At 73.0% G+C, this 24708-nt stretch carries 25 protein-coding genes; 13 read left to right on the plus strand and 12 right to left on the minus strand.

Features of this window, described 5'->3' with window-relative positions:
- The first annotated feature begins 142 nt into the window (after nt 1-142).
- From GTY67_RS19915 to GTY67_RS19930, 4 genes are all read left to right on the plus strand, one after another.
- A complete protein-coding gene (locus tag GTY67_RS19915; protein WP_093694129.1) occupies nt 143-451 on the plus strand; it encodes a GNAT family N-acetyltransferase in 309 nt (102 codons plus the stop codon).
- 33 nt (nt 452-484) lie between these two features.
- On the plus strand, nt 485-769 hold the full coding sequence (locus tag GTY67_RS19920) for a (4Fe-4S)-binding protein (protein WP_161279548.1): 285 nt from the start codon (nt 485-487) through the stop codon (nt 767-769).
- A 103-nt stretch (nt 770-872) separates the two neighbouring features.
- Nucleotides 873-1595 (plus strand): class I SAM-dependent methyltransferase, encoded by a 723-nt coding sequence (locus GTY67_RS19925; RefSeq protein ID WP_161279549.1) that lies wholly within the window; start codon nt 873-875, stop codon nt 1593-1595.
- 22 nt (nt 1596-1617) lie between these two features.
- A complete protein-coding gene (locus tag GTY67_RS19930; protein WP_093694132.1) occupies nt 1618-2031 on the plus strand; it encodes a DUF4259 domain-containing protein in 414 nt (137 codons plus the stop codon).
- 13 nt (nt 2032-2044) lie between these two features.
- Here the strand turns inward: GTY67_RS19930 and GTY67_RS19935 are convergent, their stop codons facing one another.
- The 8 genes from GTY67_RS19935 to GTY67_RS19970 all read right to left on the minus strand — a co-directional run bounded on the left by GTY67_RS19935 (nt 2045) and on the right by GTY67_RS19970 (nt 9468).
- On the minus strand, nt 2045-2569 hold the full coding sequence (locus GTY67_RS19935; protein ID WP_161279550.1) for a DinB family protein: 525 nt from the start codon (nt 2567-2569) through the stop codon (nt 2045-2047).
- A gap of 195 nt (nt 2570-2764) precedes the next feature.
- A complete protein-coding gene (serC, locus tag GTY67_RS19940) occupies nt 2765-3883 on the minus strand; it encodes a phosphoserine transaminase (RefSeq protein ID WP_161279551.1) in 1119 nt (372 codons plus the stop codon).
- A gap of 98 nt (nt 3884-3981) precedes the next feature.
- Nucleotides 3982-5211 (minus strand): cytochrome P450, encoded by a 1230-nt coding sequence (locus GTY67_RS19945; protein ID WP_093694135.1) that lies wholly within the window; start codon nt 5209-5211, stop codon nt 3982-3984.
- Entirely contained in the window at nt 5208-6491 is a 1284-nt protein-coding gene (locus GTY67_RS19950) for a cytochrome P450 (protein WP_093694136.1), read from the minus strand. Before GTY67_RS19950 ends, GTY67_RS19945 begins: the two co-directional genes overlap by 4 nt.
- Nucleotides 6488-7147, minus strand: coding sequence for an ATP/GTP-binding protein (locus GTY67_RS19955; protein ID WP_093694137.1), 660 nt, complete (start codon nt 7145-7147; stop codon nt 6488-6490). Before GTY67_RS19955 ends, GTY67_RS19950 begins: the two co-directional genes overlap by 4 nt.
- Complete coding sequence (locus GTY67_RS19960; protein WP_093694138.1) at nt 7128-7499, minus strand: DUF742 domain-containing protein; 372 nt, start codon at nt 7497-7499, stop codon at nt 7128-7130. The genes GTY67_RS19955 and GTY67_RS19960 overlap by 20 nt, the downstream gene beginning before the upstream one ends.
- Nucleotides 7496-7933: a roadblock/LC7 domain-containing protein gene (locus GTY67_RS19965; RefSeq protein WP_093694139.1), complete on the minus strand. Its 438-nt coding sequence runs from the start codon at nt 7931-7933 to the stop codon at nt 7496-7498. Before GTY67_RS19965 ends, GTY67_RS19960 begins: the two co-directional genes overlap by 4 nt.
- Complete coding sequence (locus tag GTY67_RS19970) at nt 7930-9468, minus strand: ATP-binding protein (RefSeq protein WP_161279552.1); 1539 nt, start codon at nt 9466-9468, stop codon at nt 7930-7932. Before GTY67_RS19970 ends, GTY67_RS19965 begins: the two co-directional genes overlap by 4 nt.
- Nucleotides 9469-9710: 242 nt before the next feature.
- Here GTY67_RS19970 and GTY67_RS19975 point away from each other — a divergent pair, with 242 nt between their 5' ends.
- The 3 genes from GTY67_RS19975 to GTY67_RS34645 all read left to right on the plus strand — a co-directional run bounded on the left by GTY67_RS19975 (nt 9711) and on the right by GTY67_RS34645 (nt 13511).
- Nucleotides 9711-12632, plus strand: a complete 2922-nt coding sequence (locus GTY67_RS19975) for an FAD-binding and (Fe-S)-binding domain-containing protein (RefSeq protein ID WP_161279553.1) — start codon at nt 9711-9713, stop codon at nt 12630-12632.
- Nucleotides 12633-12676: 44 nt separating this feature from the next.
- Nucleotides 12677-13210, plus strand: a complete 534-nt coding sequence (gene cpt / locus GTY67_RS19980; RefSeq protein WP_343238712.1) for a chloramphenicol phosphotransferase CPT — start codon at nt 12677-12679, stop codon at nt 13208-13210.
- A 67-nt stretch (nt 13211-13277) separates the two neighbouring features.
- Nucleotides 13278-13511, plus strand: coding sequence for a hypothetical protein (locus GTY67_RS34645; RefSeq protein ID WP_202462324.1), 234 nt, complete (start codon nt 13278-13280; stop codon nt 13509-13511).
- Nucleotides 13512-13539: 28 nt separating this feature from the next.
- On the opposite strand, the gene GTY67_RS19985 is transcribed toward GTY67_RS34645, so the two are convergent.
- Entirely contained in the window at nt 13540-14391 is an 852-nt protein-coding gene (locus GTY67_RS19985) for a LysR family transcriptional regulator (protein WP_161279554.1), read from the minus strand.
- Between the two features lie 256 nt (nt 14392-14647).
- Between GTY67_RS19985 and GTY67_RS19990 the strand changes: the two genes are divergently transcribed.
- On the plus strand, nt 14648-15610 hold the full coding sequence (locus GTY67_RS19990) for an EamA family transporter (protein WP_093694144.1): 963 nt from the start codon (nt 14648-14650) through the stop codon (nt 15608-15610).
- Nucleotides 15611-15690: 80 nt separating this feature from the next.
- Here GTY67_RS19990 and GTY67_RS19995 read toward each other — a convergent pair whose 3' ends face one another.
- The 3 genes from GTY67_RS19995 to GTY67_RS20005 are packed head-to-tail and all read right to left on the minus strand — an operon-like array spanning nt 15691 to nt 17136.
- Entirely contained in the window at nt 15691-16125 is a 435-nt protein-coding gene (locus GTY67_RS19995) for a PIN domain-containing protein (RefSeq protein ID WP_161279555.1), read from the minus strand.
- On the minus strand, nt 16122-16364 hold the full coding sequence (locus tag GTY67_RS20000; protein WP_078907951.1) for a CopG family transcriptional regulator: 243 nt from the start codon (nt 16362-16364) through the stop codon (nt 16122-16124). Before GTY67_RS20000 ends, GTY67_RS19995 begins: the two co-directional genes overlap by 4 nt.
- A gap of 58 nt (nt 16365-16422) precedes the next feature.
- The gene (locus GTY67_RS20005) at nt 16423-17136 is read right to left on the minus strand and encodes an NUDIX domain-containing protein (protein WP_161279556.1); all 714 of its coding nucleotides are present in this window, start codon (nt 17134-17136) and stop codon (nt 16423-16425) included.
- Between the two features lie 224 nt (nt 17137-17360).
- Between GTY67_RS20005 and GTY67_RS20010 the strand changes: the two genes are divergently transcribed.
- Genes GTY67_RS20010 through GTY67_RS20030 form a run of 5 tightly spaced genes read left to right on the plus strand, consistent with a single transcriptional unit; the run spans nt 17361 to nt 24648 of the window.
- Complete coding sequence (locus GTY67_RS20010; protein ID WP_161279557.1) at nt 17361-18173, plus strand: TIGR03084 family metal-binding protein; 813 nt, start codon at nt 17361-17363, stop codon at nt 18171-18173.
- Nucleotides 18170-19894 carry an acyclic terpene utilization AtuA family protein gene (locus GTY67_RS20015; protein ID WP_161279558.1) on the plus strand — a complete coding sequence of 575 codons (1725 nt, stop codon included), beginning with the start codon at nt 18170-18172 and terminating at the stop codon, nt 19892-19894. Before GTY67_RS20010 ends, GTY67_RS20015 begins: the two co-directional genes overlap by 4 nt.
- A complete protein-coding gene (locus GTY67_RS20020) occupies nt 19891-21489 on the plus strand; it encodes a carboxyl transferase domain-containing protein (protein ID WP_161279559.1) in 1599 nt (532 codons plus the stop codon). Before GTY67_RS20015 ends, GTY67_RS20020 begins: the two co-directional genes overlap by 4 nt.
- Before the next feature lie 7 nt (nt 21490-21496).
- A complete protein-coding gene (locus GTY67_RS20025) occupies nt 21497-23479 on the plus strand; it encodes a biotin carboxylase N-terminal domain-containing protein (RefSeq protein WP_161279560.1) in 1983 nt (660 codons plus the stop codon).
- Nucleotides 23476-24648, plus strand: a complete 1173-nt coding sequence (locus tag GTY67_RS20030) for an acyl-CoA dehydrogenase (protein WP_161279561.1) — start codon at nt 23476-23478, stop codon at nt 24646-24648. The genes GTY67_RS20025 and GTY67_RS20030 overlap by 4 nt, the downstream gene beginning before the upstream one ends.
- Nucleotides 24649-24708: the final 60 nt, after the last annotated feature.

Below are 24708 nucleotides of genomic sequence, written 5' to 3' on the forward strand. Positions count from 1 at the left end.
ACGGGCCTTTGGCCGCCCGGCGCCTGGCCGCCCGGCGCCTGGCCGCCCGGCGTCCGACCGCCCGGCGTCCGACCGCCCGGCGTCTGAAGATGATGTATCAACTGCATCGGTTTACGGTGGAGATAGAGCGAACGGAGGCCCCATGACGGTCCAGGTCGATGACGTTCCCGAGGCCAAGCGGTACGAGGCGAGGGTGGACGGGGGCCCCGATGTCGCGGGGTTCGCGGACTACATCCGTACGCCGGAGCTCGTGGCATTCGTCCATACCGAGGTCGCGCCGGAGTACGAGGGCAAGGGAGTCGGCTCGGCCCTGGTCCGCACGGCTCTCGACGAGGCGCGCGCCGCGCAGCTGAGAGTGCTGGCCACCTGCCCGTTCTTCGCGGCCTGGATCGCCCGGCACCCCGATTACCAGGACCTGCTGTACCAGTCCCGCAGCAAGGTCAGCGACTGAACGGCCGGGAGCGGCCGGAACCGGGAGGCCGGTATGAGTGACACGACAGGTGGCACGGGCAGGAGGTCGTACGAGGGCCGCGCGATCACCGTGACCTTCGAGGCCGCGCGCTGTCGGCACGCCGCCGAGTGCGTCAGAGGGCTGCCGGAGGTGTTCGACACGGCCCGGCGGCCGTGGATCCGGCCCGACGCCGCCGACGCCGGGCAGGTGGCGGAAGTGGTACGGCGCTGTCCCTCGGGAGCGCTGCGGTACGAACGCGCGGACGGCGAGGAGGGGCCCCAGCGCCCCTCGTCCACGGAGGGCACGCGCCCGGAGTGATCCGGGCGCGCGGCAGGGGGCCCGCTGTCACACGGCGGCCCGGTGTGCGGTCGCCCTCCGGGCAACGGCAGCCGTGTGACGGCACCCCCTAAGGTGGTGCGCCATGACCTCACCTGATCCGGCGCCGGACTTCGTGCGCGCCACCCGCCGCTCGTACGACGCCATCGCCGGTGGATACGCGCGGTGGACCCGCGACGAACTCGCCGCCAAGCCCCTGGAACGCGGGGTGTTGGCCGTCTTCGCCGAGCATGTGGTGGCGGACGGAGGCGGGCTGCCGCTGGCCGATGTCGGCTGCGGTACGGGCCGGGTGACCGGCCATCTGCACAAACTCGGCCTGGGCGTCGAGGTGTTCGGGATCGACCTCGCGCCGGGAATGCTGGCCGAGGCGCGGCGGGACCACCCCGGGCTGCGCTTCGAGGAGGGGTCCATGCTCGGCCTCGACCTGCCGGACGGGTCGCTCGGCGGGCTGCTCGCCTGGTACTCCACCATCCACGTCCCGGACGAGGAACTGCCGCGCGCCTTCGCCGAGTTCCACCGCGTCCTGGCCCCGGGCGCCCCCGTACAGCTCGGCTTCCAGGTCGGCGACGAGCCGTTGCGGATGGCCGAGGCCTGGGGCCACGAGATCTCGCTGGTCTTCCACCGGCGGCAGCCGGAGCGGATGGCCGCACTGCTGCGGGCGGCGGGACTGGAGGTGCGGGCCGTGCTGTGGAAGGAGCGGGAGACGGAGGGGCCGTTCCCGGAGCGGGCGCCGCAGGGCTTCGTGCTGGCGCGCAGGCCGGTTGTCAGTGGTGGCTGTGAGGATGGGGACACCGAGGCAGAACGCTGAGGCAGAGACTGAGGGGGACCCCATGGGCGCCTGGGACATCGGCCACTTCGACAACGACACCGCGGCCGACTTCGGCGGGCGGGTCGACGACGCCGAGCCGGAGAAGAAGGCGGACGTGCTCCGGGCCGTCCTGACCACCGCGGCCGGCACCGGTCCGCAGGATTACCTGGACAGCGGCGAGGAGGCGGTGGCGGCGGCCGCCCTGGTCGCCGCCCAGTGCCCTGGCGGGGAGCCCGTCACCACCGTGTACGGCCCCAAGGACCCGCTGCCCCCGCTCCCGGCCGACCTGCGCCCGCTGGCGGTCCGCGCCCTGGACCGGGTGGCGGCGCCGAACGCGGAGCCGCTGGACCTGTGGGCCGATGCCGGGGCGGAGGCGGAGTGGCTGGCGGGGATAGCCGCCCTGCGCGCGGTGCTGGCGGCGGCGCCGGGGGAGTGAGGCGGGGGGCCGGTCAGCCGGCGCCCGGGTAGGTGCCCACCGCGCCGTCGATCAGCTCCCGCACGATGTCCATGTGCCCGGTGTGCCGCACGGTGTCCTCCAGCATGTGGATGAGCACCCACCGCATCGACACGACCCGCCCGTCCCACACGGTGCCCGTCGTCCCCAGGTCCGTCTCCCGGATCGAGGCGTCGGCGGCCGCGCGGGCGCGGGCGTAGAAGGCGAGGATGTCGGCGGTCGTCTCATCGGGGCCGGCCACCATGTCCTCGGTCGCCGGGTCGAACCAGAACGGCTCGGTCGCCCGGCCGAACGGCGAGCAGAACCAGCCGTATTCGACGGTCGCGAGGTGCTTGACCAGGCCGAGCAGATTCGTCCCGGTGGGGGTCATCGGACGGCGCAGCTGCTCGTCGTCCAGCCCCTCCAGCTTCCACAGCACCACGTCCCGGTGCCGGTCGAGACTGACGTGGAGGCTTTCCTTCTCGTCTCCGGAGTACGGGACATGGGTGGCGGGGGTGGCGGGAGGTACGGGGGAGCTCATGGGCGGCACCCTAGCGGCGCACCCCGGCCCGTCTTGGTGTCCGGCCTGCCCTCAGCGTTTCGTGCGGCCCGTCCGCACGAGTTCGGCGGCGTCCGCAGACCGTGCGGGTCCGCCTTGAACGGGCTGCTGTACGGAGGCGGCCCGGCACACCGCGTGGGTGCCGGGCCGCCTCCGTACAGCCGGAAAACCGAAGCGCTACAGCTTCTCGATCACGTAGTCGATGCACGCCGTCAGCGCCTGCACGTCCGCCGGGTCGATCGCCGGGAACATCGCCACGCGCAGCTGGTTGCGGCCCAGCTTGCGGTACGGCTCGGTGTCCACGATGCCGTTGGCGCGCAGCACCTTCGCGACGGCCGCCGCGTCGATCTCGTCCGCGAAGTCGATGGTGCCGATGACCTGCGAGCGCTTGGCCGGGTCCGTGACGAACGGGGTCGCGTACTTGGACTCGTCGGCCCAGCCGTAGAGGTGGCCCGAGGACGCGGCCGTGCGGCCCGTCGTGAAGTCCAGGCCGCCCTGGGTGTTCATCCACTTCAGCTGCTCGTTCAGCAGGAAGAGGGTGGCCAGCGCCGGGGTGTTGTACGTCTGGTTCTTCAGGGAGTTGTCGATCGCCGTCGGGAGCGAGAAGAACTCCGGGATGTGCCGGCCCGAGGCGTGGATCCGGGCGGCGCGCTCCAGGGCGGCCGGGGAGAACACGCCGATCCACAGGCCGCCGTCGGAGGCGAAGGACTTCTGCGGGGCGAAGTAGTAGACGTCGGACTCGGTGATGTCGACCGGGAGGCCGCCCGCGCCCGAGGTGGCGTCCACCAGCACGAGGGAGCCTTCGTCGGCACCCGCGACGCGCTTGACCGGTGCCGCGACGCCCGTGGAGGTCTCGTTGTGGGTGAAGGCGTAGACGTCGACGCCCGCTTCGGCCTGAGGGTCCGGGTGGGTGCCCGGGTCGGAGGCGATGACGGTGGGGTCGGACAGCCAGGGCGCGAGCTTGGCGGCCTTGGCGAACTTGGAGGAGAACTCACCGAAGTTCAGGTGCTGGGACTTCGTCTCGATCAGACCGTGCGTCGCGATGTCCCAGAAGGCGGTGGAGCCGCCGTTGCCGAGGATGACCTCGTACCCCTCGGGGAGGGAGAAGAGGCTGCGTACACCGTCGCGCACTTCGCCGACCAGGTTCTTGACCGGGGCCTGGCGGTGGGACGTACCGAGGAGAGAGGTGCCGGTGGCGGCCAGCGCGTCGAGCGCCTCCGTCCGCACCTTGGAAGGACCGGCGCCGAAGCGTCCGTCGGCGGGCTTGATGTCAGCGGGAATCTGGATGTCGGCCACGAGTCGGAGCGTAGTCCCTCGGTGGCACGGCTCGGCAACCGTGTCCGTCCGGTGAGACGCGCACTCCGACCCGTGGACGGCCGGGCGCACCTCGAGAACTACGCGTCGTGGCCGAACGGGCAGCCCAGCTCAACCGGCAGCTCGTACAGGTCGTTCTGCGTCACGATCGGCTTGTTGCGCAGCTCGGAGGCCGGGACCGCCAGCTCCAGCTCCGGGAACCGCTCGTAGAGCGCCGGGAGCGCGATGCCCGCCTCCAGGCGGGACAGGGCGGCGCCCGGGCAGACGTGCGGGCCGTGGCCGAAGGCGATGTGGCGGTTCGGGGTGCGCGTGGCGTCGAACTCGCCCGCCGTCGGGCCGTACTGCTCCTCGTCCCGGCCCAGTGCGCCGAACGAGATGATCAGGCCCTCGCCCTTCGGGAGCACCTTGTCGCCCACCTCGATGTCCTCCGTGGCGAAGCGGATCAGGACGTGCGAGGTCGGGGTGTTCCAGCGCAGCGTCTCCTCGATCACGCCGTCCCACGGGATCTCCCCGTTCAGGACCTGCTTGCGCTGCTCGGGGTGGGTCTGGAGCGCTTCCACCACGTTGACGATGAGGCTGATGGTGGTCTCATGTCCGGCGGCGATGATGAGTTGCAGCGTGTTGACGATCTCCTCGTCGGTGAGGTGGTCACCGTTCTCGGAGGCCGCGATCAGGGCGCTGGTGAGGTCGTCGCCGGGGTTCGTCCGCTTGTCGTTGACGATCTTCGTGAAGAGGGTCCCGAGGTCCGCCATCATCTGCGGGACCTCCTCCGGCGGCGTCTGCGTCGAGAAGAACTTCTCGAACAGCTCCTTCAGCCGCGGGTGGTCCGCCGCGTCCACGCCCATCAGCTCGCTGATGACGTTCATGGGGAGCGGGTAGGCGAACTCCGCCTTCAGGTCCACCGGCTGCCCGGCCGGGAGGGCCGCCAGCTTCTCCAGGCTCGCGTTCGTCAGCGCCTCGATCCCCGCCCGCAGCCGCTCCACCCGCTTCACCGTGAGCGCCTGCGCCACCAGCGTACGGAGGCGGCGGTGGTCGGCCCCGTCGACCGTCAGCATGGAGCGGCCCGGGTTGGCCAGGCCGATCAGCGGCCAGTCCATCGGTATCTCGCCGCGCTGCCAGGCGTTCCAGACGTTGATGTCCTTGACCACCCGGCTGTCGGTGAGCAGCGCGCGGGCCTCCGCGTGGCGGGTGACCGCGTACACGTGTACGCCGCCCGGCAGCTCCACCTCGGCCAGCGGACCGGCCGCCCGCAGCGCGGCGCTCTCGCCATCGAGGTCTCTGACGAAGGGGTCGAGTGCGATGCGGGTCATGCGGGGCCTCCGAGGCTTCCGGGTCTGCCCAGGGCGGGCGTGGGCGTGAAGATCACCGGCAGGTCCGTCAGACCGCGCAGCCACGGCGACGGGCGGCGGGTGAGCTGCTCGGCGGGGACGGCGAGGTCCACGTCCGGCAGCCGGTCCAGCAGGACCTCGATGCCGGTACGGGCGATGACCTCGGCGGTCTCCTGGGCCGGGAACGGGCAGCGGTGCTCGCCGTGGCCGAAGGAGAGGAAGGCGTTGTTGCCGCCGGTCAGCGCCGAGCCGTCGGTCCGCACCTGCGGGTCCCCGTTGGCGGCGGCGAGGCCGAGGAGCAGCAGGTCACCGGCGCGGATGTGGCGCCCGCCGAGGTGGGTGTCGCGGGCGGCCCAGCGGCCGGCGACGTTCTGCGTCGGGGTGTCCTCCCAGAGCACCTCGTTCATCGCCTCGGCGACGCTGTGCCGGCCGCCCGAGAGCGAGGCGGCGAACCGGTCGTCGGTGAGCATCAGGCGCAGCGAGTTGCCCATCCAGTCGGCGGTCGGCTGGTGCCCGGCCGCCATCATCACCATGAGGTCCTGGGCGACCTCCTCGTCGGTGAACCCGCCCGTGTCCGCGATCATCCGGCTGGCGACGTCGTCGCCGGGCTCGGCGTGCTTGTCGGCCAGCAGCTGGAACATCGAGGCGCCCAGGTGCTGCTGTCCGGCGAGCGCCCGCTCCCGGCCGTCGATCATGTCGTTGATCGCGCCGACCAGGGGGTACGCCTCCTCGTCGGAGAAGCCGTAGATCCTGGCCAGCACGAGCGCGGGCAGCAGCTTGGCGTACTCCGCGATGATGTCGACCGAGCCCTTGGTGCAGAACCGGTCGATCAGCTCGTCCGCGAACTCCTCCGCGTACCGCTTCAGGGAGAACGGGTCGACGCCCTCCAGCGCGTTGCTGATCATCATCGCGCGGACGCTGTGGCGCTCGCCGACCGTGTAGAGGATCGAGGGCTGCTTGCGCCCGATCATCGGCAGCAGCGGCCAGTCGTCGGGGATGCGCTCCCACTGGTTCCACAGGTCGGAGTCCCGGCTGAAGAGGACCGGGTCGCCAGTGACCTGGTGCAGCTCGCGGTAGCCGAGGACGAGCCAGGCGGGCACGTCGCCGTCCAGCACGACCGGGGCGACGGCGCCGTGGTCGCGCCGCATGTCCCGGTAGAGCTGGACGGGGTCGCTCTGGAAGCGGGGCCCGGACAGGGGTACGGACCCGTGGGAGACGGGGCAGCCGGAAGCGGTGCCGGGCGTTCCGGAGGTGGTGGTCACGGGGCGGGCTCCGGGGTCGGGGCGGCCGCCGCCAGTGCCGCCTCGGGGACGGGCGTTCCGGAGGCGCGCAGGCGGGCGGCGGAGAGCGCGGCGAGGTGCTCCACGAGCGTGATGAGCACGTACTTGCTGGAGGACCGGTCCCGGGCGTCGCACTCCACCAGCGGCACGTCGTCCGCGAGGTCCAGGGCCTCGCGGATCTGCTGCTCGCTGTGGAGCGGGCCGCCGAAGTCGTTGCACGCCACGATGAACGGCGTGCCGTGGTGCTCCAGGCGGTCGATGGCGTACCAGGAGTCGGCGAGCCGGCGGGTGTCCACCAGGACGACCGCGCCGAGCGTGCCGGAGAACAGCCGGTCCCACAGGAACCAGAACCGCTCCTGTCCGGGCGCGCCGAAGAGGTACAGCACCGAGCGTTCGTCGAGGGTGATGCGGCCGAAGTCGAACGCCACGGTGGTGGACGTCTTGGCCTGCACGCCGTCGAGGTGGTCGACGGCCTCGCCCGCGCGGGTCATCGTCTCCTCCGTGTTGAGCGGACGGATCTCGCTCACGGATCGGACCATGGTGGTCTTGCCGACCCCGAAGCCGCCCACGACAACGATCTTGAGTCCGTTGTCTGCGGTGTCGCTCAGGGTGGCGCGGTCAGAGGTTGCGGAGTCCAACGAGCACCTGTTCCAGGATGTCGGGGTCGGGGAGCCGGTCCGCGACACGGGCGGTACGGGGGTGGCGGGCGCTGATCCGGCCGGTGTCCAGCAGGTCGCACAGCATGATGCGGACGATGCTGACCGGCAGGTTCAGGTTCGCGGCGATCTCGACGACGGCGGTGGGGCCCTGGCACATCCGCAGGATCGCGGTGTGCTCCGACTGCATGCCGGGGGCCGGATCGCACTCGGCGACGACGAGGGTCACCAGGTCGAAGGCGGCCGAGTCGGAGCGGCTGCGTCCCCCGGTGAGGGTGTACAGCCGGTCCGGGTCGTCGTCGCGGCCCGGGCGGGGCCGGGGCGCCGTCGTCATACGGCCGAGCTCTCGGCCGCCGGAAGGTCGGCGGCGGGGGAGCGCGGCGGGGCGACGAGGTGTTCGCCGAGCTGTTCGACGAGCTCGCTCATGTTGTGGCCCACCAGACCCACGTCGGAGTCCTCGTCGGCGACGACGGCCAGGTGGGCGCCCGCGCCCGCCTCGACGATGAACAGCACACCGCCGTAGAACTCGGCCATCGCGGAGCGTACGCCGCCGGTGCCGTCACCGAACTCGATGGACGCGCCGTGCGACAGGCTCTGGATCCCGGCGGAGATCGCGGCCAGCTGGTCGGCCTGGTCGACCGAGAGCTCGGGCGTGCGGCACAGCTTGAGGCCGTCGCGGGACAGGACGAGGGCGTGGCGGGTGCCGGGGGTGCGGTCGAGCAGCCCCTCCAGCAGCCAGTTGAGCTTCTCGTCGGTGGTCGCGGTCATCGGGTGTTGCCTTCCGGGTGCGGGGAGTTGGCACGTACGGCCCGGCTGAAGGTGCTGAAGCGCGCTGCCTGGACCTTCGGGTCGGTGGTACGGGCCCGGGGGGTTTCGGTTCCGCCGGGGGTGGCGTTGCCGGTACGGGACTCGGCGGCGGCCAGCGTGCGGCCGCGGCGGCGCTTGGGCAGGCCGCTCTCGCCGAACGCGGGTACGGCGCCGGTGGATTCGGACTCCGACTCCGGCGCCGGCTCCACCGCGGGGGCCGGCGACGACGAGGAGGTGTCGGCGGTGGCGAGGGAGCGGGCCGTGGGCGCGGCGTCGGAGGTGTCCGTGCCCTCGGCGGAGGCGTGGGACGGCTCCGGCTCGGCGGTCGCGGCAGCGGCCGGGAGCGCGGCGGCCGGGCCGGGGGCCGGAGCGGCCGCCCGCGAGATCAGGTCCTGCGGCAGCATCATCAGCGCGCCGGTACCGCCGCGCGCCGAGGGCCGGAAGGAGACGGTCAGTCCGTGCTTACGGGCCAGCCGGCCGACGACGGCGAGACCGAGCCGGGTGCCGGAGAGGTTGGTGAGGTCCTGGTTCTCGGCGGAGACGGCCTTCTCCGCGCGGCGCAGCTGCACCTCGCTCATGACCAGGCCGCTGTCCTCGACGGTGATGACGATGCCCGCCGGGACCTCCTCCACATAGACGTGCACCTCGGCGGTGGGCGGCGAGAAGTTGGCCGCGTTGTCGAGGAGTTCGGCGAGCGCGTGCATGACGCCCTCGGCCGCGTGCCCGGCGATCGCGACATCGCTGGTGGAGTGGAGGCGGACGCGCTGGTAGCTGCCGATGCGGCCCATCGCGCCGCGCAGGATCGACTCCATGACGATCGGCTTGGCCCAGCGCCGCCCGGAACGCGCCCCGGTCAGTACGGCGATGGAGTCCGCGAGCCGACCCGCCTGGGCGGTGCGGTGGTCGAGGTGGAGCAGGTCCCCGAGCACGGACTCGTCGGTGTGCCGGTGCTCCATCTCCCGCAGGTCGGCCAGCATGCTGGTGGCCAGGGCCTGCATGCGCCCGGCCGCGTTGGCGCAGGCCGCGACGGCGGCGGACCGCTCGGTCTCGGCGCGGGTGGCGCGGGCGGTGAGCCGGTCGACGGTGACGGAGAGCCGGGACCGCTCGGCGGCGGCCTCCGCGGCGATCCGCTCGTTCTCGGCGCGGGCCTCGGCGGTGACCCGGGCGGTCTCGGCGGAGGCGGCGGCCTTGATCCTGGCCGTCTCGGCGGTGAAGCGCTGGGCCTCGGCGGCGGAGGCGGAGACCAGGTGCGAGGTCTCGGAGGTGAACCGCTGGTTGTCGGCGGCCCGCAGGGAGCGCAGGGTGCGCGCGGTCCCCAGGGTGTGGACGGTGACGGCCACGCAGAGGCTCAGCAGCACGGCGGTTGCGCCCGCGCCCCAGGCCAGCGGGGTCCGTACCGAATCGGGGGCCGCGGCCACGGCCCACAGAGTCAGCGTGCCGGTGACGGCTGCCGAGATCAGCAGGGCGAGTGCGGTGGGCCTGAATGAGGGGCGCAATCGGAGTCCTCGGTGGCGGACGGGGCGGGAGGAGGTGAACCGCGCCGGTCGAATCCGGACAGTTCACCACGGGTACGGGCGATCATGCACAACTGGAGCTGATAATTCCTGCTCAAGTCTTGGTCACTATAGGAGACTTGACGGTCTGTTTGGGAAGATCTTGTGGGCTTTTTTGTGCCTCTTGAGGGAATTTGTCCGCCCGCATCCCAAGAGTTCATCTGTACCGACGGCATGCTGAAGCCATGGCCGAACAGCATCGCCCGACCGCCGAAGCCCCCGCCGGGTTCGCCGCCGCGCTCCGCTCCGCCGTACGCGGCGCGAGCGATTTCGGACCGACCGCCCGGGCCCTGACGACGATGGACGCCTCCAACTACCGCCGCGTCCCGCTCGGCGTCCTCGCCCCGCGCGACGCCGACGACATCGCGGCCGCGCTGACGATCTGCCAGGAGTACGGGGTGCCGGTGGTGGCACGGGGCGGGGGCACGTCCATCGCGGGCCAGGCCACCGGTACGGGCCTCGTCCTGGACCTCACCCGCCACCTGCGCGCGATCCTCGACCTGGACCCGGCCGCCCGCACCGCCACCGTCCAGCCCGGCGTCATCCTGGACGACCTGCGGGCGGCCGCCGCCCCGCACGGCCTGACCTTCGGCCCGGACCCGTCCACGCACAGCCGCTGCACCCTCGGCGGCATGATCGGCAACAACTCCTGCGGCGCGCACTCGGTGGCCTGGGGCACGACGGCGGACAACGTGCGGGGGCTGTCGGTGGTGCGGTACGGGGGCGAGGCGCTGCGGCTGGAGCAGGGGGCGCCTCGGCGAGGAGGGGGGCGCGGCCCCGAAGGCGTACGGGAACAGACGGCCCTCGGCTCCGGCGGCGTACGCGCAAAGGCAACCCTCGGCCCCGAAGGCGTACGGGAACTGGTCGACGCGCACCTGGCCCTCCTCCGCACCGGCTACCCCGACCTCCCGCGCCGCATCTCCGGCTACGCGCTGGACGCGCTGCTCCCCGAACACCCCGGCGGCCCCGACCCCGTACGGGCGTTCTGCGGCAGCGAAGGCACCCTCGCCGTGGTCACCGAGGCGACCGTCCGCCTGGTCGAGGCCCCGCGCGCCCGGGCCCTGGCCGTCCTCGGGTACGCCGACGAATCGGCGGCGGCCGAGGCGGCTCCCGGCCTCCTTCCGTACGGCCCGCTCACCGTCGAGGGCATGGCCGCCGACCTCGTACGCGAACTGGCCGGGCTGCCGCGCGGGGCCGCCTGGCTCTTCGTCGAGACGGGCGGCGCCACCCCGGCCGAGGCGAAGGCGCACGCCGAGCGCATCCTGCGGGCGGCCGACGCGGTGGACGGAGCGATCGTCACCGACCCGGCCGGGCAGCGGGCCCTGTGGCGCATCCGCGAGGACGCCTCCGGCACCGCGACGAGGGTGCCCGACGGCAGCGAGGCGTGGCCCGGCTGGGAGGACTGCGCGGTCCCGCCCGCCCAACTAGGCTCATACCTGCGCGACTTCCGAGCCCTGCTCGCCCAACACAACCTGCGTGGAACGCCGTACGGCCACTTCGGCGACGGCTGCATCCACGTACGCATCGACTTCGACCTGCTGACATCGGCAGGTGTGGCAAGGTTCCGCCGCTTCTCCGAGGAGCTGGCCGATCTCGTCGTCGCGCACGGCGGCTCCCTCAGCGGCGAGCACGGCGACGGGCAGGCGCGCGCGGAGCTGCTGCCCCGGATGTACGGGGAAGAACTCGTCGCCCTCTTCGGCGCGTTCAAGGACCTGTGGGACCCGGACGGCGGCCTGAACCCGGGCATGCTCGCCCGCCCGGCCCCCCTCGACACCAACCTCCGCTTCGCCGTCCTGCCCAGGCGCCCGGTGGACGTGGAGTTCGGCTACCCGCAGGACGGCGGCGACTTCGCGGGCGCGGTACGGCGGTGCGTCGGCGTCGCCAAGTGCCGTACGGAGACGGCCCCGGGCGCGGGCGTGATGTGCCCCTCCTTCCGGGCGACCGGCGAGGAGGCGCACTCGACGCGGGGGAGGGCCAGGCTGCTGCACGAGATGCTGGCGGGCGAGGTGATCACGGACGGCTGGCGGAGCACGGAGGTACGGGACGCACTCGACCTCTGCCTCTCCTGCAAGGGGTGCCGCAGCGACTGCCCGGTGGGTGTCGACATGGCCACGTACAAGGCGGAGTTCCTGCACCACCACTACCGGGGCCGGCTCCGCCCCGCCGCCCACTACGCGATGGGCCGCCTCCCGCAGTGGCTGCGCCTGGCCGCGCCCTTCGCCCGCCCCCTCAACGCCCTGGCCCGCGTACGCCCGTTGGCCGCCCTGGCCAAACGGCTGGCGGGGATCGCACCCGAGCGGACGATCCCGGTGCTGGCGACGGAGACGTACAGCCGGTGGCTGAGGGGACGTCAGGGCAGGGGGCCGCACATCCTCTCTTCCGACCGGGCGGTGCAGCTCTGGGCGGACACCTTCACCGAGCACCTGTCGCCGCAGGTGGGCCGGGCGGCGGTCCGGGTGCTGGAGGAGGCGACGGGACGCACGGTGCTGCCGCCGCCGAGCGGGGTCTGCTGCGGCCTCACGTACGTGTCGACCGGGCAGTTGGACCGGGCCCGCGCGGTGATGCGCCGCACCCTGGACCGGATCGGCCTCCTCCCCGGCCACCCGCTCGTCGTCCTCGAACCGAGCTGCGCCGCCACCCTCCGTACCGACCTGCCCGAACTCCTCCCCGACGACCCGCGCGCCGCCGAACTGGCGGGGAGCGTACGGACCTTGGCCCAGTACCTGGAGGAGTACGCCCCCGACTGGACCCCGCCCCGGCTGGACCGCCCGGTCGTCGGCCAGACCCACTGCCACCAGCACGCGGTCCTCGGGGACGCGGCGGAGCGGCGGCTGCGGGAGCGGATGGGGCTGACCGGGGAGCTGAGCGGCGGGTGCTGCGGGCTGGCCGGGAACTTCGGCTTCGAGAAGGGGCACTGGGAGGTCTCCGTTGCGTGTGCGGAGGAGCAACTGCTGCCTGCGGTACGGGGGTCGGAGCCCGGAACGGAGCTGCTGGCGGACGGGTTCTCCTGCCGTACGCAACTGGACCGGCTGGCCGGGCGGCGGGCCCGTCACCTGGCGGAGGTGATCGCGGAGGGGCTGGACGGGGAGGAGGGCGGCGGCCGCTGAAATGCGGTTCAGGTGGCTCCCCGGGCGCTTGTACGGTGGCGCGCGTGAAGACTCAGGTGATCGTTCTCAACGGCGGCTCCAGCTCCGGCAAGTCCGGGATCGTCCGGTGTCTGCAAGCCGTCCTGCCGGACCCGTGGCTCGCGCTGGGGACCGACACGATGGTCGACGCGATGCCCGCCGCCCTCCAGGCCTCGGAGACGGGCATCGCGTTCGGCCCGGACGGCGGGGTGAGCATCGGGCCCCGGTTCCGGGAGCTGGAGGACGCCTGGACCGAGGGGGTCGCCGCGATGGCCCGCGCGGGCGCCCGGATCATCGTCGACGAGGTGTTCCTCGGCGGGGCGGCGGGCCAGCGGCGGTGGCAGCGACGGCTGGGCGGGCTCGGGGTGTTGTGGGTCGGCGTGCGGTGCGAGGCCGAGGTCGCGGCGGGGCGGGAGACCGCCCGGGGCGACCGGACGGTGGGGATGGCCGTGGCGCAGGCGGAGGTCGTCCACCGGGGCGTGGTCTACGACGTGGAGGTCGACACCACCCGTACCGAATCGCTGGTGTGCGCGCGGACGATCGCCGAGCACGTGAGGTGAGGGGCTCCTGAGGGCTGACCGCTGGCATCGACGGGTTTGCAGTGGTCGTCGCGGTTCGCAACGGGGAATGTCGTGGAAGACGGTGGCAAGCGGCGGCGGAGGAGGTGGGCGGTCCTCGGCGCGGTCCTGGCGGGGCGGTGCTCATATCCGGCGTCGGCGCATCACCAGCTGCTCGGTCAGCAGTGAGAAGGGGAAGGGGCCGAACCTGGTCCGCGCGCTGCTGCCGAAGTACGTGGAGGCCGAGGCGGAGCGGATCGGCTGCGGCCCGATCCGGCTGAAGCTGCCGGAAGTGCTGGAGTAGGCACGCGTACGCCCCCGTGCCCCCGGCCTCACCCCCGCGCGACGATCTCCCGGGCCAGCGCGGCCAGCTTCGGCAGGGCGGGGTGGCCCGGGCCGTCGCGGCGGGCGAGGAGGACCGGGACGCCCGGGGCGTCGTCGAGGGGCACGTAGACGACCCCCGGGTGCGGGTGCACGGCGGCGGTGGAGGCGGCCGAGATCCCGCTGCCGCGCCCGGCGGCGATGGCGGTGAGCCAGTCGTCGGTGTTGGCGACGGTGAGGGTGGCGGCGGGCCGGGCGTGCGGCGGCCACAGCTCGGGGGTCGTGGTGCCGGAGACGGTGTTCAGGACGACGGGGCCGCCCACGAGGTCGGCGAGGCGCAGCGACGTACGGGAGGCCAACGGCCCGTCCGCCGTCACCGCCGCCACCCGCGCCTCGGTGAACAGCACCTCGGTGACGAGCCCCGGCGCCTGGACCGGCCCGCGTAGCAGCGCCGCGTCGACCTCGCCCCGGGTGAGCCCGGCGGTGCGGTCGTCGATGCGGAGCAGCTCCAGCGGGGTGGCCGGGTACCGCTCCTGCCAGCCCCGCAGGAGCGGTGTGGTGTACGGGCCGAAGGCCGACCAGGCGTGCCCGAGCCGCAGGGGCCAGTGGCGCAGCCGCCCGGTGTCGAGGGCCTCGTCGAAGGCGGCCACCGCGGCGGCGGCCTTGTCCCGGAAGGCGACGCCCTCGGGGGTGAGGGCGAGGTGGTGGGTGGACCGGTCGACGAGCCGGAGCCCCAGGTGGCGTTCCAGGGCGGCGAGGGTGCGGGAGACGGCGGGCTGGGTGAGGCCGAGGTGTGCGGCGGCCCGGGTGACGTTGCCCTCCTCGGCGATGGCGAGGAAGGCCCGCAGATGGCGGAGCTCCACGGCCCGGGAGGCAGCCGCCGGGCGTTCGGGGTGCGGCGCGGCTGTGGGGGCTGCCGGGCTTGCGGGGTGCGGTGGGGCTGTAGGGGCTGCCGGGCGCCCCGGGACCGCCGCGTTTCCCGCCTCTTCCGGGTGGCTCATGCGTCCGGAGCATAACGGGAGCCCAGAACTCATTTCACGGGACGCGCGCGGGTCCCTAACGTGGAGCCCGTACGTCGTCTCGCACCCCCGCACCTCTCCTGTTCCCGGAAGGCCGCTCGTGAACGTCCAGCGCAGTGCCGCAGAGCCGGCCGCCGCAGCCGTCGCCGTACCCGAGGCGGTGCCCGCTCTGGAGGGCGCCGGGCAGAAGGGGGCCGACGGCGGACCGGGCCGACGGACCGCGCTGGTGCCGATCGTGCTGGTGGTCGCGGGCGGCCTCTCCGTCCAGTTCGGCTCGGCCGTCGCCGCGCTGCTGATGCCGAAGGCGGGGGCGCTGGGCGTCGTCACGCTCCGGCTGGCGGCGGCCGCGCTGATCCTGCTGGTGGTGTGCCGGCCGAAGCTGCGCGGCCACTCGCGCGCGGACTGGGGCACGGTGGTCGCCTTCGGCGTCGCGATGGGCGGCATGAACACGCTGTTCTACCAGGCGCTGGACCGCATCCCGCTCGGCATCGCCGTCACCCTGGAGGTGCTCGGCCCGCTCGCGCTCTCCGTCTTCGCCTCGCGCCGCCTGATCAACGTCCTGTGGGCCGGGCTCGCCCTGGTCGGCGTGGTCCTGCTGGGCGGCGGGGGCTTCGACCGCCTGGACCCGGTGGGCGCGGCGTACGCGCTGGGGGCCGGGGCGATGTGGGCGGCGTACATCGTGTTCAGCGCCCGCACCGGCCGCCGCTTCCCGCAGGCGGACGGGCTGGCCCTGGCGATGGTGGTCGCCGCGGTCCTCTCGCTGCCCCTGGGCATCCTGGAGTCCGGGGCGAAGCTCACGGTCCCCTCCACCCTGGCGCTCGGGGCGGCGGTGGCGGTCCTCAGCTCGGTGCTCCCGTACACCCTGGAACTCATGGCCCTGCGCCGCCTGCCCGCCTCCACGTTCGCGGTCATGATGAGCCTGGAACCGGCGATCGCGGCCACGGCGGGCTTCCTGATCCTGAACCAGGCCCTCTCCACGACGGACGCCCTCGCCATCGCCCTGGTCATCGGGGCGAGCATGGGCGCGGTACGCAGCCAGACGGGGGCGCGGCGCAAGGGGTGAGGGGTTCGGCCGCGGGCACCGGTCACCAGGTGCACGGCGCCTGGCCTTCCACGGCAGGGCAGAGCAGGGCGGGCGGGGCCTCAGCTGTCGGCAGGCAGGATCCGGAAGGCGTCCAGCCCGGGGGTGAGGGGGGCCACGGCCCGAAAGTCGCGCTGGTCCAGGGTGAAGATGCGGTTTGTCCGATAGCGGTCGGCGAGGACGACCCCGACCGCGTCGGCGAGGTCCAGCCGCAGGCCTTCGTACTTCTGCCGCACTTCCTGGGCTGTTCGCAGGTCGGCGAGCTTGAGCTCGGCGAGGCGGTACTGCCCGTCGTCCATGCGGGAGTTCAGCGCCTCCATCACCTGCATCGCCGCCGAGAACCCCAGGTCGCGATGGACCAGGTGATCCAGCTCGGTGACCACCAACGGCGAGATGGCCAGCCTCTCGTTCTCCAGGATCCGGGCTGCCTCGGAGTGCTCCGCCTGCGCGGCGTCGAAAGCGGCGTAGAGGGCGGAGGTGTCGGCGACGATGATCAACGGCGTGCGGCCCGTTCCTTGATGTGTTCGTAGACCGACTCGTCCATCTCGTCGGGTGTGAGGGGGCGTCCGCTGTCGAAGACCGGCAGCTCCCGGCTGCGCTTCGGCCGCTCCGCGTGGTCCAGCAGCAGGGCGATGCTGCGCCGGATGAGCTCCGCCTTGCTGACGCCGGTCGCGGCCGATTCGGCGTCCAGCCGCACTTCCAGTTCTTCCGGAAGGTACACGGTCGTCTTTATCATGCCGCCAGATTACCACCCTGCCCTACGTAGGGCAGGGTGGGAGATCCGAGCGCACCGGTCACCAGGTGCACGGCGCCCGGAGGTCGGTGATGGAGTCGGCGAGTTCGGCCGGGTGGGCGGGCCACCCCGTTTGGTGCCAGTGGGCGATCCGCCAGGACAGCCGGCGCGGCCACAGGGCGGTGGTGGGCAGCTCCGGTACGGGGATCCAGGCGAGGGTTCCGCCGTAGGTGTCCAGGGTCTCGGGGGCGCCGGGGCTCCCCTCGGCTGTCATGAGGAAGTAGTGCTCGTGCCGGCCCCCCTTCCAGATCCGCGCCACCTCGCGCCGGACGCTCCCGCGCAGCCCGGTCTCCTCGCGCAGCTCCCGTACGGCGGCCTCCTCGGGGGTCTCGCCCGTCTCGACCCCGCCGCCGGGGATCTCGAAGTACGGGCCGTCCTCGTCCGGCTCCTGGAAGCGGATGAGCAGCATGTGCCCGTCCCGGATCACGATCGCCCCGGCCCGCACCCGTACGGGAGGAACGGCGGCCGGATCGTCCACCTCGACCGACCCCCCCGGGCCGCCCCCTGCCGCCCAGGCCCGCAGGACGACCTCCGCCGTGCCGGCCGGCCAGATGCGCGCGTGCAGGGCCTCGGCCAGGGAGAGCGCGTGCGGCGGGCCCGGGGGTGTCGCCGTGCCGGGAAAGGTGTAGCGGACGTATCCGGCCTCGCGGCGCTCCTCCAGGATGAGCCGGTCGCCGTCGAAGTGCGGGTTCACCAGGTGCGGTTCGGCGGTCATCGGCGGAGATTAGCAGCGGTACGAGGTGCCAGGCGGGGCCTGGGAACGGGAACCGGACACCGGCCGGTGCCGCCGACCGGTCTCGGCGTCGGTGGCGGCCAGGGAGTGTCCGGCCCTGAGTCGCCGGACACTGACGGGACAGAAAATCATGCAAGCGTGCTTGATTGTTTTCTGCTCCGCTGCCATGCTCCTGGGCACCACACCCGGTCCCGAGGGGAGCGCACGTGTCCGATGTCGCAGCGGTGGTCGACGATCTGCGCGAGGAGAGCGGCGAACTCGACGCGCTGGTAGGTGCGTTGGAGGCGGACCGGTGGCGCGACCGGACCCCCGCCGAAGGGTGGACCGTCGCCCACCAGATCGCCCACCTGACCTGGACCGACGAGGTCGCGCTGCTGGCGGCCACCGAGCCGGACCGGTTCGGCGACGAGGTGGCCAAGGCGCTCGCCGCCCCCGAGTCCTTCGTCGACGAGGCCGCCGAGGCGCTGGTCGCCGCCCACGCCCCGGACGCCCTGCTCGCCAGGTGGCGGGACGGGCGGCAGCGGCTGGGCAAGGTGCTGCGGGACGCCCCCGCCGGGACCCGGATCCCCTGGTACGGGCCGCCGATGAGCGTCGCGTCCATGGCGACCGCCCGCCTCATGGAGACCTGGGCCCACGGCCAGGACATCGCCGACGCCCTCGGGGTCACCCGAGCCTCCACCGCCCGGCTGCGGCACGTCGCGCGGATCGGGGTGCGGGCCCGGAACTACGCCTACGCGGTACGCGGCATCACGGCGCCCGTGGAGCAGTTCCGCGTCGAACTCGCATCGCCCGATGGTGAGTTGATCGCGTACGGGCCCGAAGGCGCCGCCCAGCGTGTCACCGGGCCGCTCCTCGACTTCTGCCTCCTGGTCACCCAGCGCGCTCACCGCTCCGACCTCGCGGTCACCGCCGAGGGGCGCGACGCCGACGAGTGGCTCTCCATAGCCCAGGCCTTCGCAGGTCCCCCTGGCCCGGGCCGCCCGCCCCGCGCCGGGCAAGCCGTACGAGGTGACCGGTGACCGCCCCCGCACCCCTCCGCATCGGCAACGCCTCCGGCTTCTACGGCGACCGCTTCGATGCCGTACGCGAGATGCTCACCGGCGGCCCCCTCGACGTCCTGACCGGCGACTATCTGGCCGAGCTGACCATGCTCATCCTCGGCCGCAGCCGCCTCAAGGACCCGGAGAAGGGGTACGCCACCACCTTCCTGCGCCAACTGGAAGAAGGCCTCGGCCTTGCCCATGAGCGCGGGGTGAAGATCGTCGCCAACGCGGGCGGCCTCAACCCGGCCGGCCTCGCCGACGCCGTACGGAAGTTGGCGGCCAAGGTCGGGGTCCCGGTCACCGTCGCCCACGTCGAGGGCGACAGCCTGCCCGTGCCCGACGGGTTCCTCACCGCCAACGCCTACCTCGGCGGTGGCGGGATCGCCGCCTGCCTGCGGGCCGGGGCGGACATCGTGGTCACCGGCCGGGTCACCGACGCGGCCCTCGTCACCGGCCCGGCCTCCGCCCACTTCGGCTGGGGCCCGGACGACCTGGACGCCCTCGCGGGTGCCGTGGTCGCCGGGCACGTCCTGGAGTGCGGTACGCAGGCGACCGGCGGGAACTACGCCTTCTTCGGCGCCCACGACATCCGCCGCCCCGGCTTCCCCCTCGCCGAGATCCACGCCGACGGGTCCTCCGTCATCACCAAGCACAGCGGTACGGGAGGTGTCGTCGATCTCGGCACCGTCACCGCCCAACTCCTCTACGAGACCGGGGGAGCCCGGTACGCCGGACCCGACGTCACCGCCCGTCTCGACACCGTACGGCTCACGCCCGACGGCCCGGACCGGGTCCGCATCGACGGGGTGCGTGGCGAGGCCCCGCCGCCCACACTCAAGGCCGGGCTCACCCGGCTCGGCGGCTGGCGCAACGAGGTCGTGTTCGTGCTCACGGGCCTGGACATCGAGGCCAAGGCCCGCCTGGTGCAGGACCAGTTCGCCGACGCCCTGGAGCGGGGCGGTGCGCGGCCGCCGGCCGAGGTCCGGTGGGAGCTGGCCCGTACCGACCGCTCCGATGCCGACACCGAGGAGCGGGCCAGTGCCCTGCTCCGGCTCGTCGTCCGCGACCAGGACGCGGAGGCGGTGGGCCGGACCGTCTCCGGGGCCGCCGTCGAACTCGCCCTCGGCAGCTACCCGGGCTTCCATGTCACCGCCCCACCCGGAAAGGGCGCGCCCTACGGGGTGTTCGAGGCGATCCACGTACCGGCGGGGGAGGTCGCGCACACCGCCGTGCTGCCGGACGGGACACGAGAAGTCGTCGAACCACCCAACCGTACGGAGGAGTTGGCCGCCGTGGGCGAACCGCCGCTCCCCGACCCGTACCCCTCCGATCTCCCCACCCGCCGCGCTCCCCTCGGGCTCGTCGCGGGCGCCCGCAGCGGGGACAAGGGCGGTGACGCCAACGTGGGTGTCTGGGTGCGCGACGACGACGCCTGGCGGTGGCTGGCCCACGAGCTGACCGTCCGGCGGTTGAAGGAACTCCTGCCGGAGGCCGCCGAATTGACCGTCGTACGCCATGTCCTGCCCAACCTGCGCGCCCTGAACTTCACCGTGCACGGCCTCCTCGGTGAAGGCGTCGCCGCGCAGGCCCGGTTCGATCCGCAGGCCAAGGCGGTGGGGGAGTGGCTGCGGTCGCGGTGGCTGCCCATCCCCGTGGCCCTGCTGGAAGGCGTCCCCGTACCGGAGGTGTCCGCATGACCGTCCTGCCCACCGCGATAGACCCCAACAGCCCGGAATACACAGCCAATCGGGCCACCATGCTGGCCAAGCTCACCGAGCTGGAGGCCGAGCACGCCAAGGCGCTCGCGGGCGGCGGCGAGAAGTACCTGGCCCGGCACCGCAAGCGCGGCAAGCTCCCGGCGCGGGAGCGGATCGAGTTGCTGGTCGACCCCGACACCCCGTTCCTGGAGCTGTCGCCGCTGGCCGCCTGGGGCAGTGACTACGCGGTCGGCGCCTCGCTCATCACGGGCATCGGGGTGGTGGAGGGCGTCGAGTGCCTGATCACCGCCAACGACCCGACCGTACGCGGCGGGGCCTCGAATCCGTGGACCCTGAAGAAGGCCCTGCGCGCCAACGAGATCGCCTTCGCCAACCGGCTCCCTTGCATCAGCCTGGTGGAGTCGGGCGGCGCCGATCTGCCCTCGCAGAAGGAGATCTTCATCCCGGGCGGGGCGCTGTTCCGGGACATCACACGGCTCTCGGCCGCCGGAATCCCCACCGTGGCCGTCGTGTTCGGCAACTCCACCGCCGGAGGCGCGTACGTCCCCGGTATGTCCGACCACGCAGTGATGATCCGGGAGCGGTCCAAGGTCTTCCTCGGCGGGCCGCCGCTGGTGAAGATGGCGACCGGCGAGGAGAGCGACGACGAGTCCCTGGGCGGGGCCGAGATGCATGCCCGTACATCGGGGCTCGCCGACCACTTCGCCGTCGACGAGCAGGACGCCATCCGCCAGGCCCGGCGCATCGTCGCCCGCTTCAACTGGCGCAAGGCGCATGCCGATCCGGGTCCTGCCGAGCCGCCGAAGTACGACGAGGACGAGCTGCTCGGGATCGTCCCCGGTGATCTGAAGGTGCCCTTCGACCCGCGCGAGGTCATCGCGCGGCTGGTCGACGGATCGGACTTCGACGCGTTCAAGCCGCTGTACGGGACGAGCCTGGTGACGGGGTGGGCGCGGCTGCACGGGTATCCGGTCGGCATCCTCGCCAACGCGCAGGGGGTGCTGTTCAGCGAGGAGTCGCAGAAGGCCGCCCAGTTCATCCAGCTCGCCAACCAGCGCGACATCCCGCTCCTCTTCCTCCACAACACCACCGGCTACATGGTCGGCAAGGAGTACGAGCAGGGCGGCATCATCAAGCACGGCGCGATGATGATCAACGCCGTCGCCAACTCCCGCGTCCCGCATCTGTCGGTCCTGATGGGCGCCTCGTACGGGGCCGGGCACTACGGCATGTGCGGCCGTGCCTACGACCCGCGCTTCCTCTTCGCCTGGCCGAGCAGCAAGTCCGCCGTCATGGGGCCGCAGCAGCTCGCGGGCGTGCTGTCGATCGTCGCCCGCGCCTCGGCCGCCGCAAAGGGGCAGCCGTACGACGACGAGGCCGACGCCGGGCTGCGCGCCATGGTGGAGCAGCAGATCGAGGCGGAGTCGCTGCCGATGTTCCTGTCCGGGCGGCTGTACGACGACGGGGTCATCGACCCGCGCGACACCCGGACCGTCCTCGGGATGTGCCTGTCCGCCATCCACACCGCACCGGTCGAGGGCGCCCGTGGCGGCTTCGGCGTCTTCCGGATGTGAGGCCCAGATGACTATCACCACGCTGCTCGTCGCCAACCGGGGCGAGATCGCCTGCCGGATCTTCCGCACCTGCCGTGACCTGGGCATCACCACGGTCGCCGTGTACTCCGACGCGGACGCCGGCGCCCTTCACGTACGCGAGGCCGACCTCGCCGTGCGCCTGCCGGGCTCCGCCCCCGCCGACACCTATCTGCGCGGCGACCTCGTCGTGGCCGCAGCCCTGGCCGCCGGGGCGGACGCCGTGCACCCCGGCTACGGCTTCCTCTCCGAGAACGCCGCCTTCGCCGCCGCCGTGCAGGACGCGGGGCTCGTGTGGGTGGGCCCGCCGGTGAAGGCCATCGAGTTGATGGCGTCCAAGACCCGGGCCAAGGAGCTGATGGGCGGGGCGGGGGTGCCGCTGTTGGCCCCCGTGGACCCGGCGACGGCCACCCCGGAGGATCTGCCGCTGCTGCTGAAGGCCGCCTCGGGCGGGGGCGGGCGCGGGATGCGGATCGTGCGGGAACTCGACGCGCTGGGCTGGGAGTTGCTGGCGGCAGCCGCCGAGGCCGCGTCCGCCTTCGGGGACGGCGAGGTGTTCGCGGAGCCGTACGTGGAGCGGGGCCGGCACGTCGAGGTGCAGGTCATGGCGGACGCGTACGACACCGTGTGGGCGCTGGGGACCCGGGACTGTTCGCTCCAGCGCCGCCACCAGAAGGTCATCGAGGAGGCCCCGGCGCCCGGGCTGGATGATGCCCTGCGCACCGGGCTGCACGACGCGGCGGTGGCGGCCGCGCGGGCGGTCGGCTACCGGGGGGCGGGGACCGTGGAGTTCCTGGTCTCCGCCGAGGGCAGGCCGTACTTCCTGGAGATGAACACCCGCCTCCAGGTCGAACACCCGGTGACCGAGGCTGTGTTCGGGGTGGACCTGGTCGCGTGGCAGCTCCGGGTGGCGGAGGGGGAGCCGCTGGACCCGGCAGTCCCGTCTCCGTCCGGCCATGCCGTCGAGGCCCGGCTCTACGCCGAGGACCCCGCGCGTGACTGGCAGCCGCAGACCGGAGCACTGCTCACGCTGGAGGTGCCGGACGCGCCCGGGCTGCGGCTGGACACCGGGTACACCGGCGGCGACACCATCGGCGTCCACTACGACCCGATGCTCGCCAAGGTCATCGCCCACGCCCCGACGCGCACGGAGGCGGTACGGCTGCTGGCCGGGGCCCTGGAGCGCGCCCGTATCCACGGCCCGGTCACCAACCGCGCCCTGCTCGTAAGGTCGTTGCGCCACCCGGACTTCGTGGCGGCCCGACTCGACACCGGCTTCTACGACCGGCACCTCGCCGACCTGACCGCCCCCGGACCCGGTGACCCCGCCACCGCCGCCCTCGCCGCCGCGCTCGCGGAAGCCGTACGCACGACGAGCGCCCCGGGCCCCGCCCCCACCCGCTTCGGCGCCTGGCGCAACGTCCCCTCGCAGCCCCAGGTCAAGCGCTACCGCAGCGAACCGGACGGCACCGAGCACGAGATCGCCTACCGCACCCCGCGCACCGGCACCCCGGAGCCGTACGACACCCCCGGCATCCGCGTCCTCGCCGCCACTCCGGATCGCGTCACCCTCGAACTGGAAGGCGTGACAAGGGACTTCAGCGTCACCACCGATCGGGACCGCCGTTACGTGGACACCGCCGGAGCCTCGTACACCTTCACCGCCCTGCCCCGCTTCACCGACCCGGCCACCCAGACCGACCCCGGCTCGCTGCTCGCCCCCATGCCCGGCACCGTCGTCCGCCTCGCGGAAGGCCTGGCGCCCGGGGCCGCCGTCGAGGCCGGGCAGCCGCTGATCTGGCTGGAGGCGATGAAGATGGAGCACCGCATCCTCGCCCCCGCCTCCGGCACCCTCACCGCCCTGCACGCCGCCCCCGGCCACCAGGTCGAGGTGGGCGCCCTGCTCGCCGTGGTCCAGGAGGGCCCGGACGCCACCCCCATAGCCGCATCCGCACCGGAGGAGAACGCATGAGCATCGTCCGTACCGCCGTCCTCGAAACCGAAGAGCACCAGGCGCTGCGCGCCGCCGTCGCCGCCCTCGGCAAGCGGTACGGGCGCGACTACATGACCACCGTCATCCGCGAGGGCGCCCACACCAGCGAGCTGTGGGCGGAGGCCGCCAAGCTCGGCTATCTCGGGGTGAACCTGCCCGAGGAGTACGGGGGCGGGGGCGGAGGCATGGCCGAACTGTCCATCGTGCTGGAGGAGTTGGGGGCGGCGGGCTCGCCCCTTCTCATGATGATCGTGTCGCCCGCCATCTGCGGAACGGTGATCGCCCGCTTCGGGACCGACGAACAGAAGCGGCGGTGGCTGCCGGGCCTCGCCGACGGCAGCCTGACCATGGCCTTCGGGATCACCGAACCGGACGCCGGGTCCAACTCCCACCGGATCACCACCACCGCCCGCCGCGACGGCACCGACTGGGTGCTCACCGGCCGCAAGGTCTTCGTGTCCGGTGTCGACATAGCCGACGCGACCCTGATCGTGGGCCGCACGGAGGACGCCCGGTCGGGGAAGCTGAAGCCCTGCCTCTTCATCGTGCCGCGCGATGCGGAAGGGTTCGGGCGGAACCAGATCGACATGGAACTCCACGCCCCCGAGAAGCAGTTCGAGCTGGTCCTCGACGATGTGCGGCTGCCCGCCGACGCCCTGGTCGGCGACGAGGACGCGGGGCTGCTCCAGCTCTTCGCGGGGCTCAACCCCGAGCGGATCATGACGGCCGCGTTCGGGATCGGGATGGGCCGGTTCGCGCTCGGCAGGGCCGTGGAGTACGCCCGTACGCGCCAGGTCTGGAAGGCCCCGATCGGCGCCCACCAGGCCATCGCGCACCCGCTCGCCACCGCCCACATCGACTTGGAGCTGTCGCGGCTGATGATGCAGAAGGCCGCCCGGCTCTACGACGACGGCGACGACATCGGGGCGGGCGAGGCGGCGAACATGGCCAAGTACGCGGCCGGTGAGGCGTGCGTGAAGGCGGTCGACCAGGCGGTCCACACCCTGGGCGGCAACGGACTGACCCGCGAGTACGGGCTCGCCTCCCTGATCACCGCCTCCCGGGTGGCCCGGATCGCGCCGGTCAGCCGGGAGATGATCCTGAACTACGTCTCGCACCAGTCGCTGGGCCTGCCCAAGTCTTACTAGAACCCGCGAAGAACCCGGCCCGTCCGACCTCTCGCCCTTCCCCACCCCCAGGGGCGATTC

Source organism: Streptomyces sp. SID8374, assembly GCF_009865135.1.
Lineage (GTDB): Bacteria > Actinomycetota > Actinomycetes > Streptomycetales > Streptomycetaceae > Streptomyces.

What these genes read in the sequence shown, in the direction of transcription:
- GTY67_RS19915 (WP_093694129.1), top strand. Translation starts at nt 143, where the DNA reads ATGACGGTCCAGGTCGATGACGTTCCCGAGGCCAAGCGGTACGAGGCG.
- GTY67_RS19920 (WP_161279548.1), top strand. Translation starts at nt 485, where the DNA reads ATGAGTGACACGACAGGTGGCACGGGCAGGAGGTCGTACGAGGGCCGC.
- GTY67_RS19925 (WP_161279549.1), top strand. Translation starts at nt 873, where the DNA reads ATGACCTCACCTGATCCGGCGCCGGACTTCGTGCGCGCCACCCGCCGC.
- GTY67_RS19930 (WP_093694132.1), top strand. Translation starts at nt 1,618, where the DNA reads ATGGGCGCCTGGGACATCGGCCACTTCGACAACGACACCGCGGCCGAC.
- GTY67_RS19935 (WP_161279550.1), bottom strand. Translation starts at nt 2,569, where the DNA reads ATGAGCTCCCCCGTACCTCCCGCCACCCCCGCCACCCATGTCCCGTAC.
- GTY67_RS19945 (WP_093694135.1), bottom strand. Translation starts at nt 5,211, where the DNA reads ATGACCCGCATCGCACTCGACCCCTTCGTCAGAGACCTCGATGGCGAG.
- GTY67_RS19960 (WP_093694138.1), bottom strand. Translation starts at nt 7,499, where the DNA reads ATGACGACGGCGCCCCGGCCCCGCCCGGGCCGCGACGACGACCCGGAC.
- GTY67_RS19965 (WP_093694139.1), bottom strand. Translation starts at nt 7,933, where the DNA reads ATGACCGCGACCACCGACGAGAAGCTCAACTGGCTGCTGGAGGGGCTG.
- GTY67_RS19975 (WP_161279553.1), top strand. Translation starts at nt 9,711, where the DNA reads ATGGCCGAACAGCATCGCCCGACCGCCGAAGCCCCCGCCGGGTTCGCC.
- GTY67_RS34645 (WP_202462324.1), top strand. Translation starts at nt 13,278, where the DNA reads ATGTCGTGGAAGACGGTGGCAAGCGGCGGCGGAGGAGGTGGGCGGTCC.
- GTY67_RS20000 (WP_078907951.1), bottom strand. Translation starts at nt 16,364, where the DNA reads ATGATAAAGACGACCGTGTACCTTCCGGAAGAACTGGAAGTGCGGCTG.
- GTY67_RS20005 (WP_161279556.1), bottom strand. Translation starts at nt 17,136, where the DNA reads ATGACCGCCGAACCGCACCTGGTGAACCCGCACTTCGACGGCGACCGG.
- GTY67_RS20020 (WP_161279559.1), top strand. Translation starts at nt 19,891, where the DNA reads ATGACCGTCCTGCCCACCGCGATAGACCCCAACAGCCCGGAATACACA.
- GTY67_RS20025 (WP_161279560.1), top strand. Translation starts at nt 21,497, where the DNA reads ATGACTATCACCACGCTGCTCGTCGCCAACCGGGGCGAGATCGCCTGC.
- GTY67_RS20030 (WP_161279561.1), top strand. Translation starts at nt 23,476, where the DNA reads ATGAGCATCGTCCGTACCGCCGTCCTCGAAACCGAAGAGCACCAGGCG.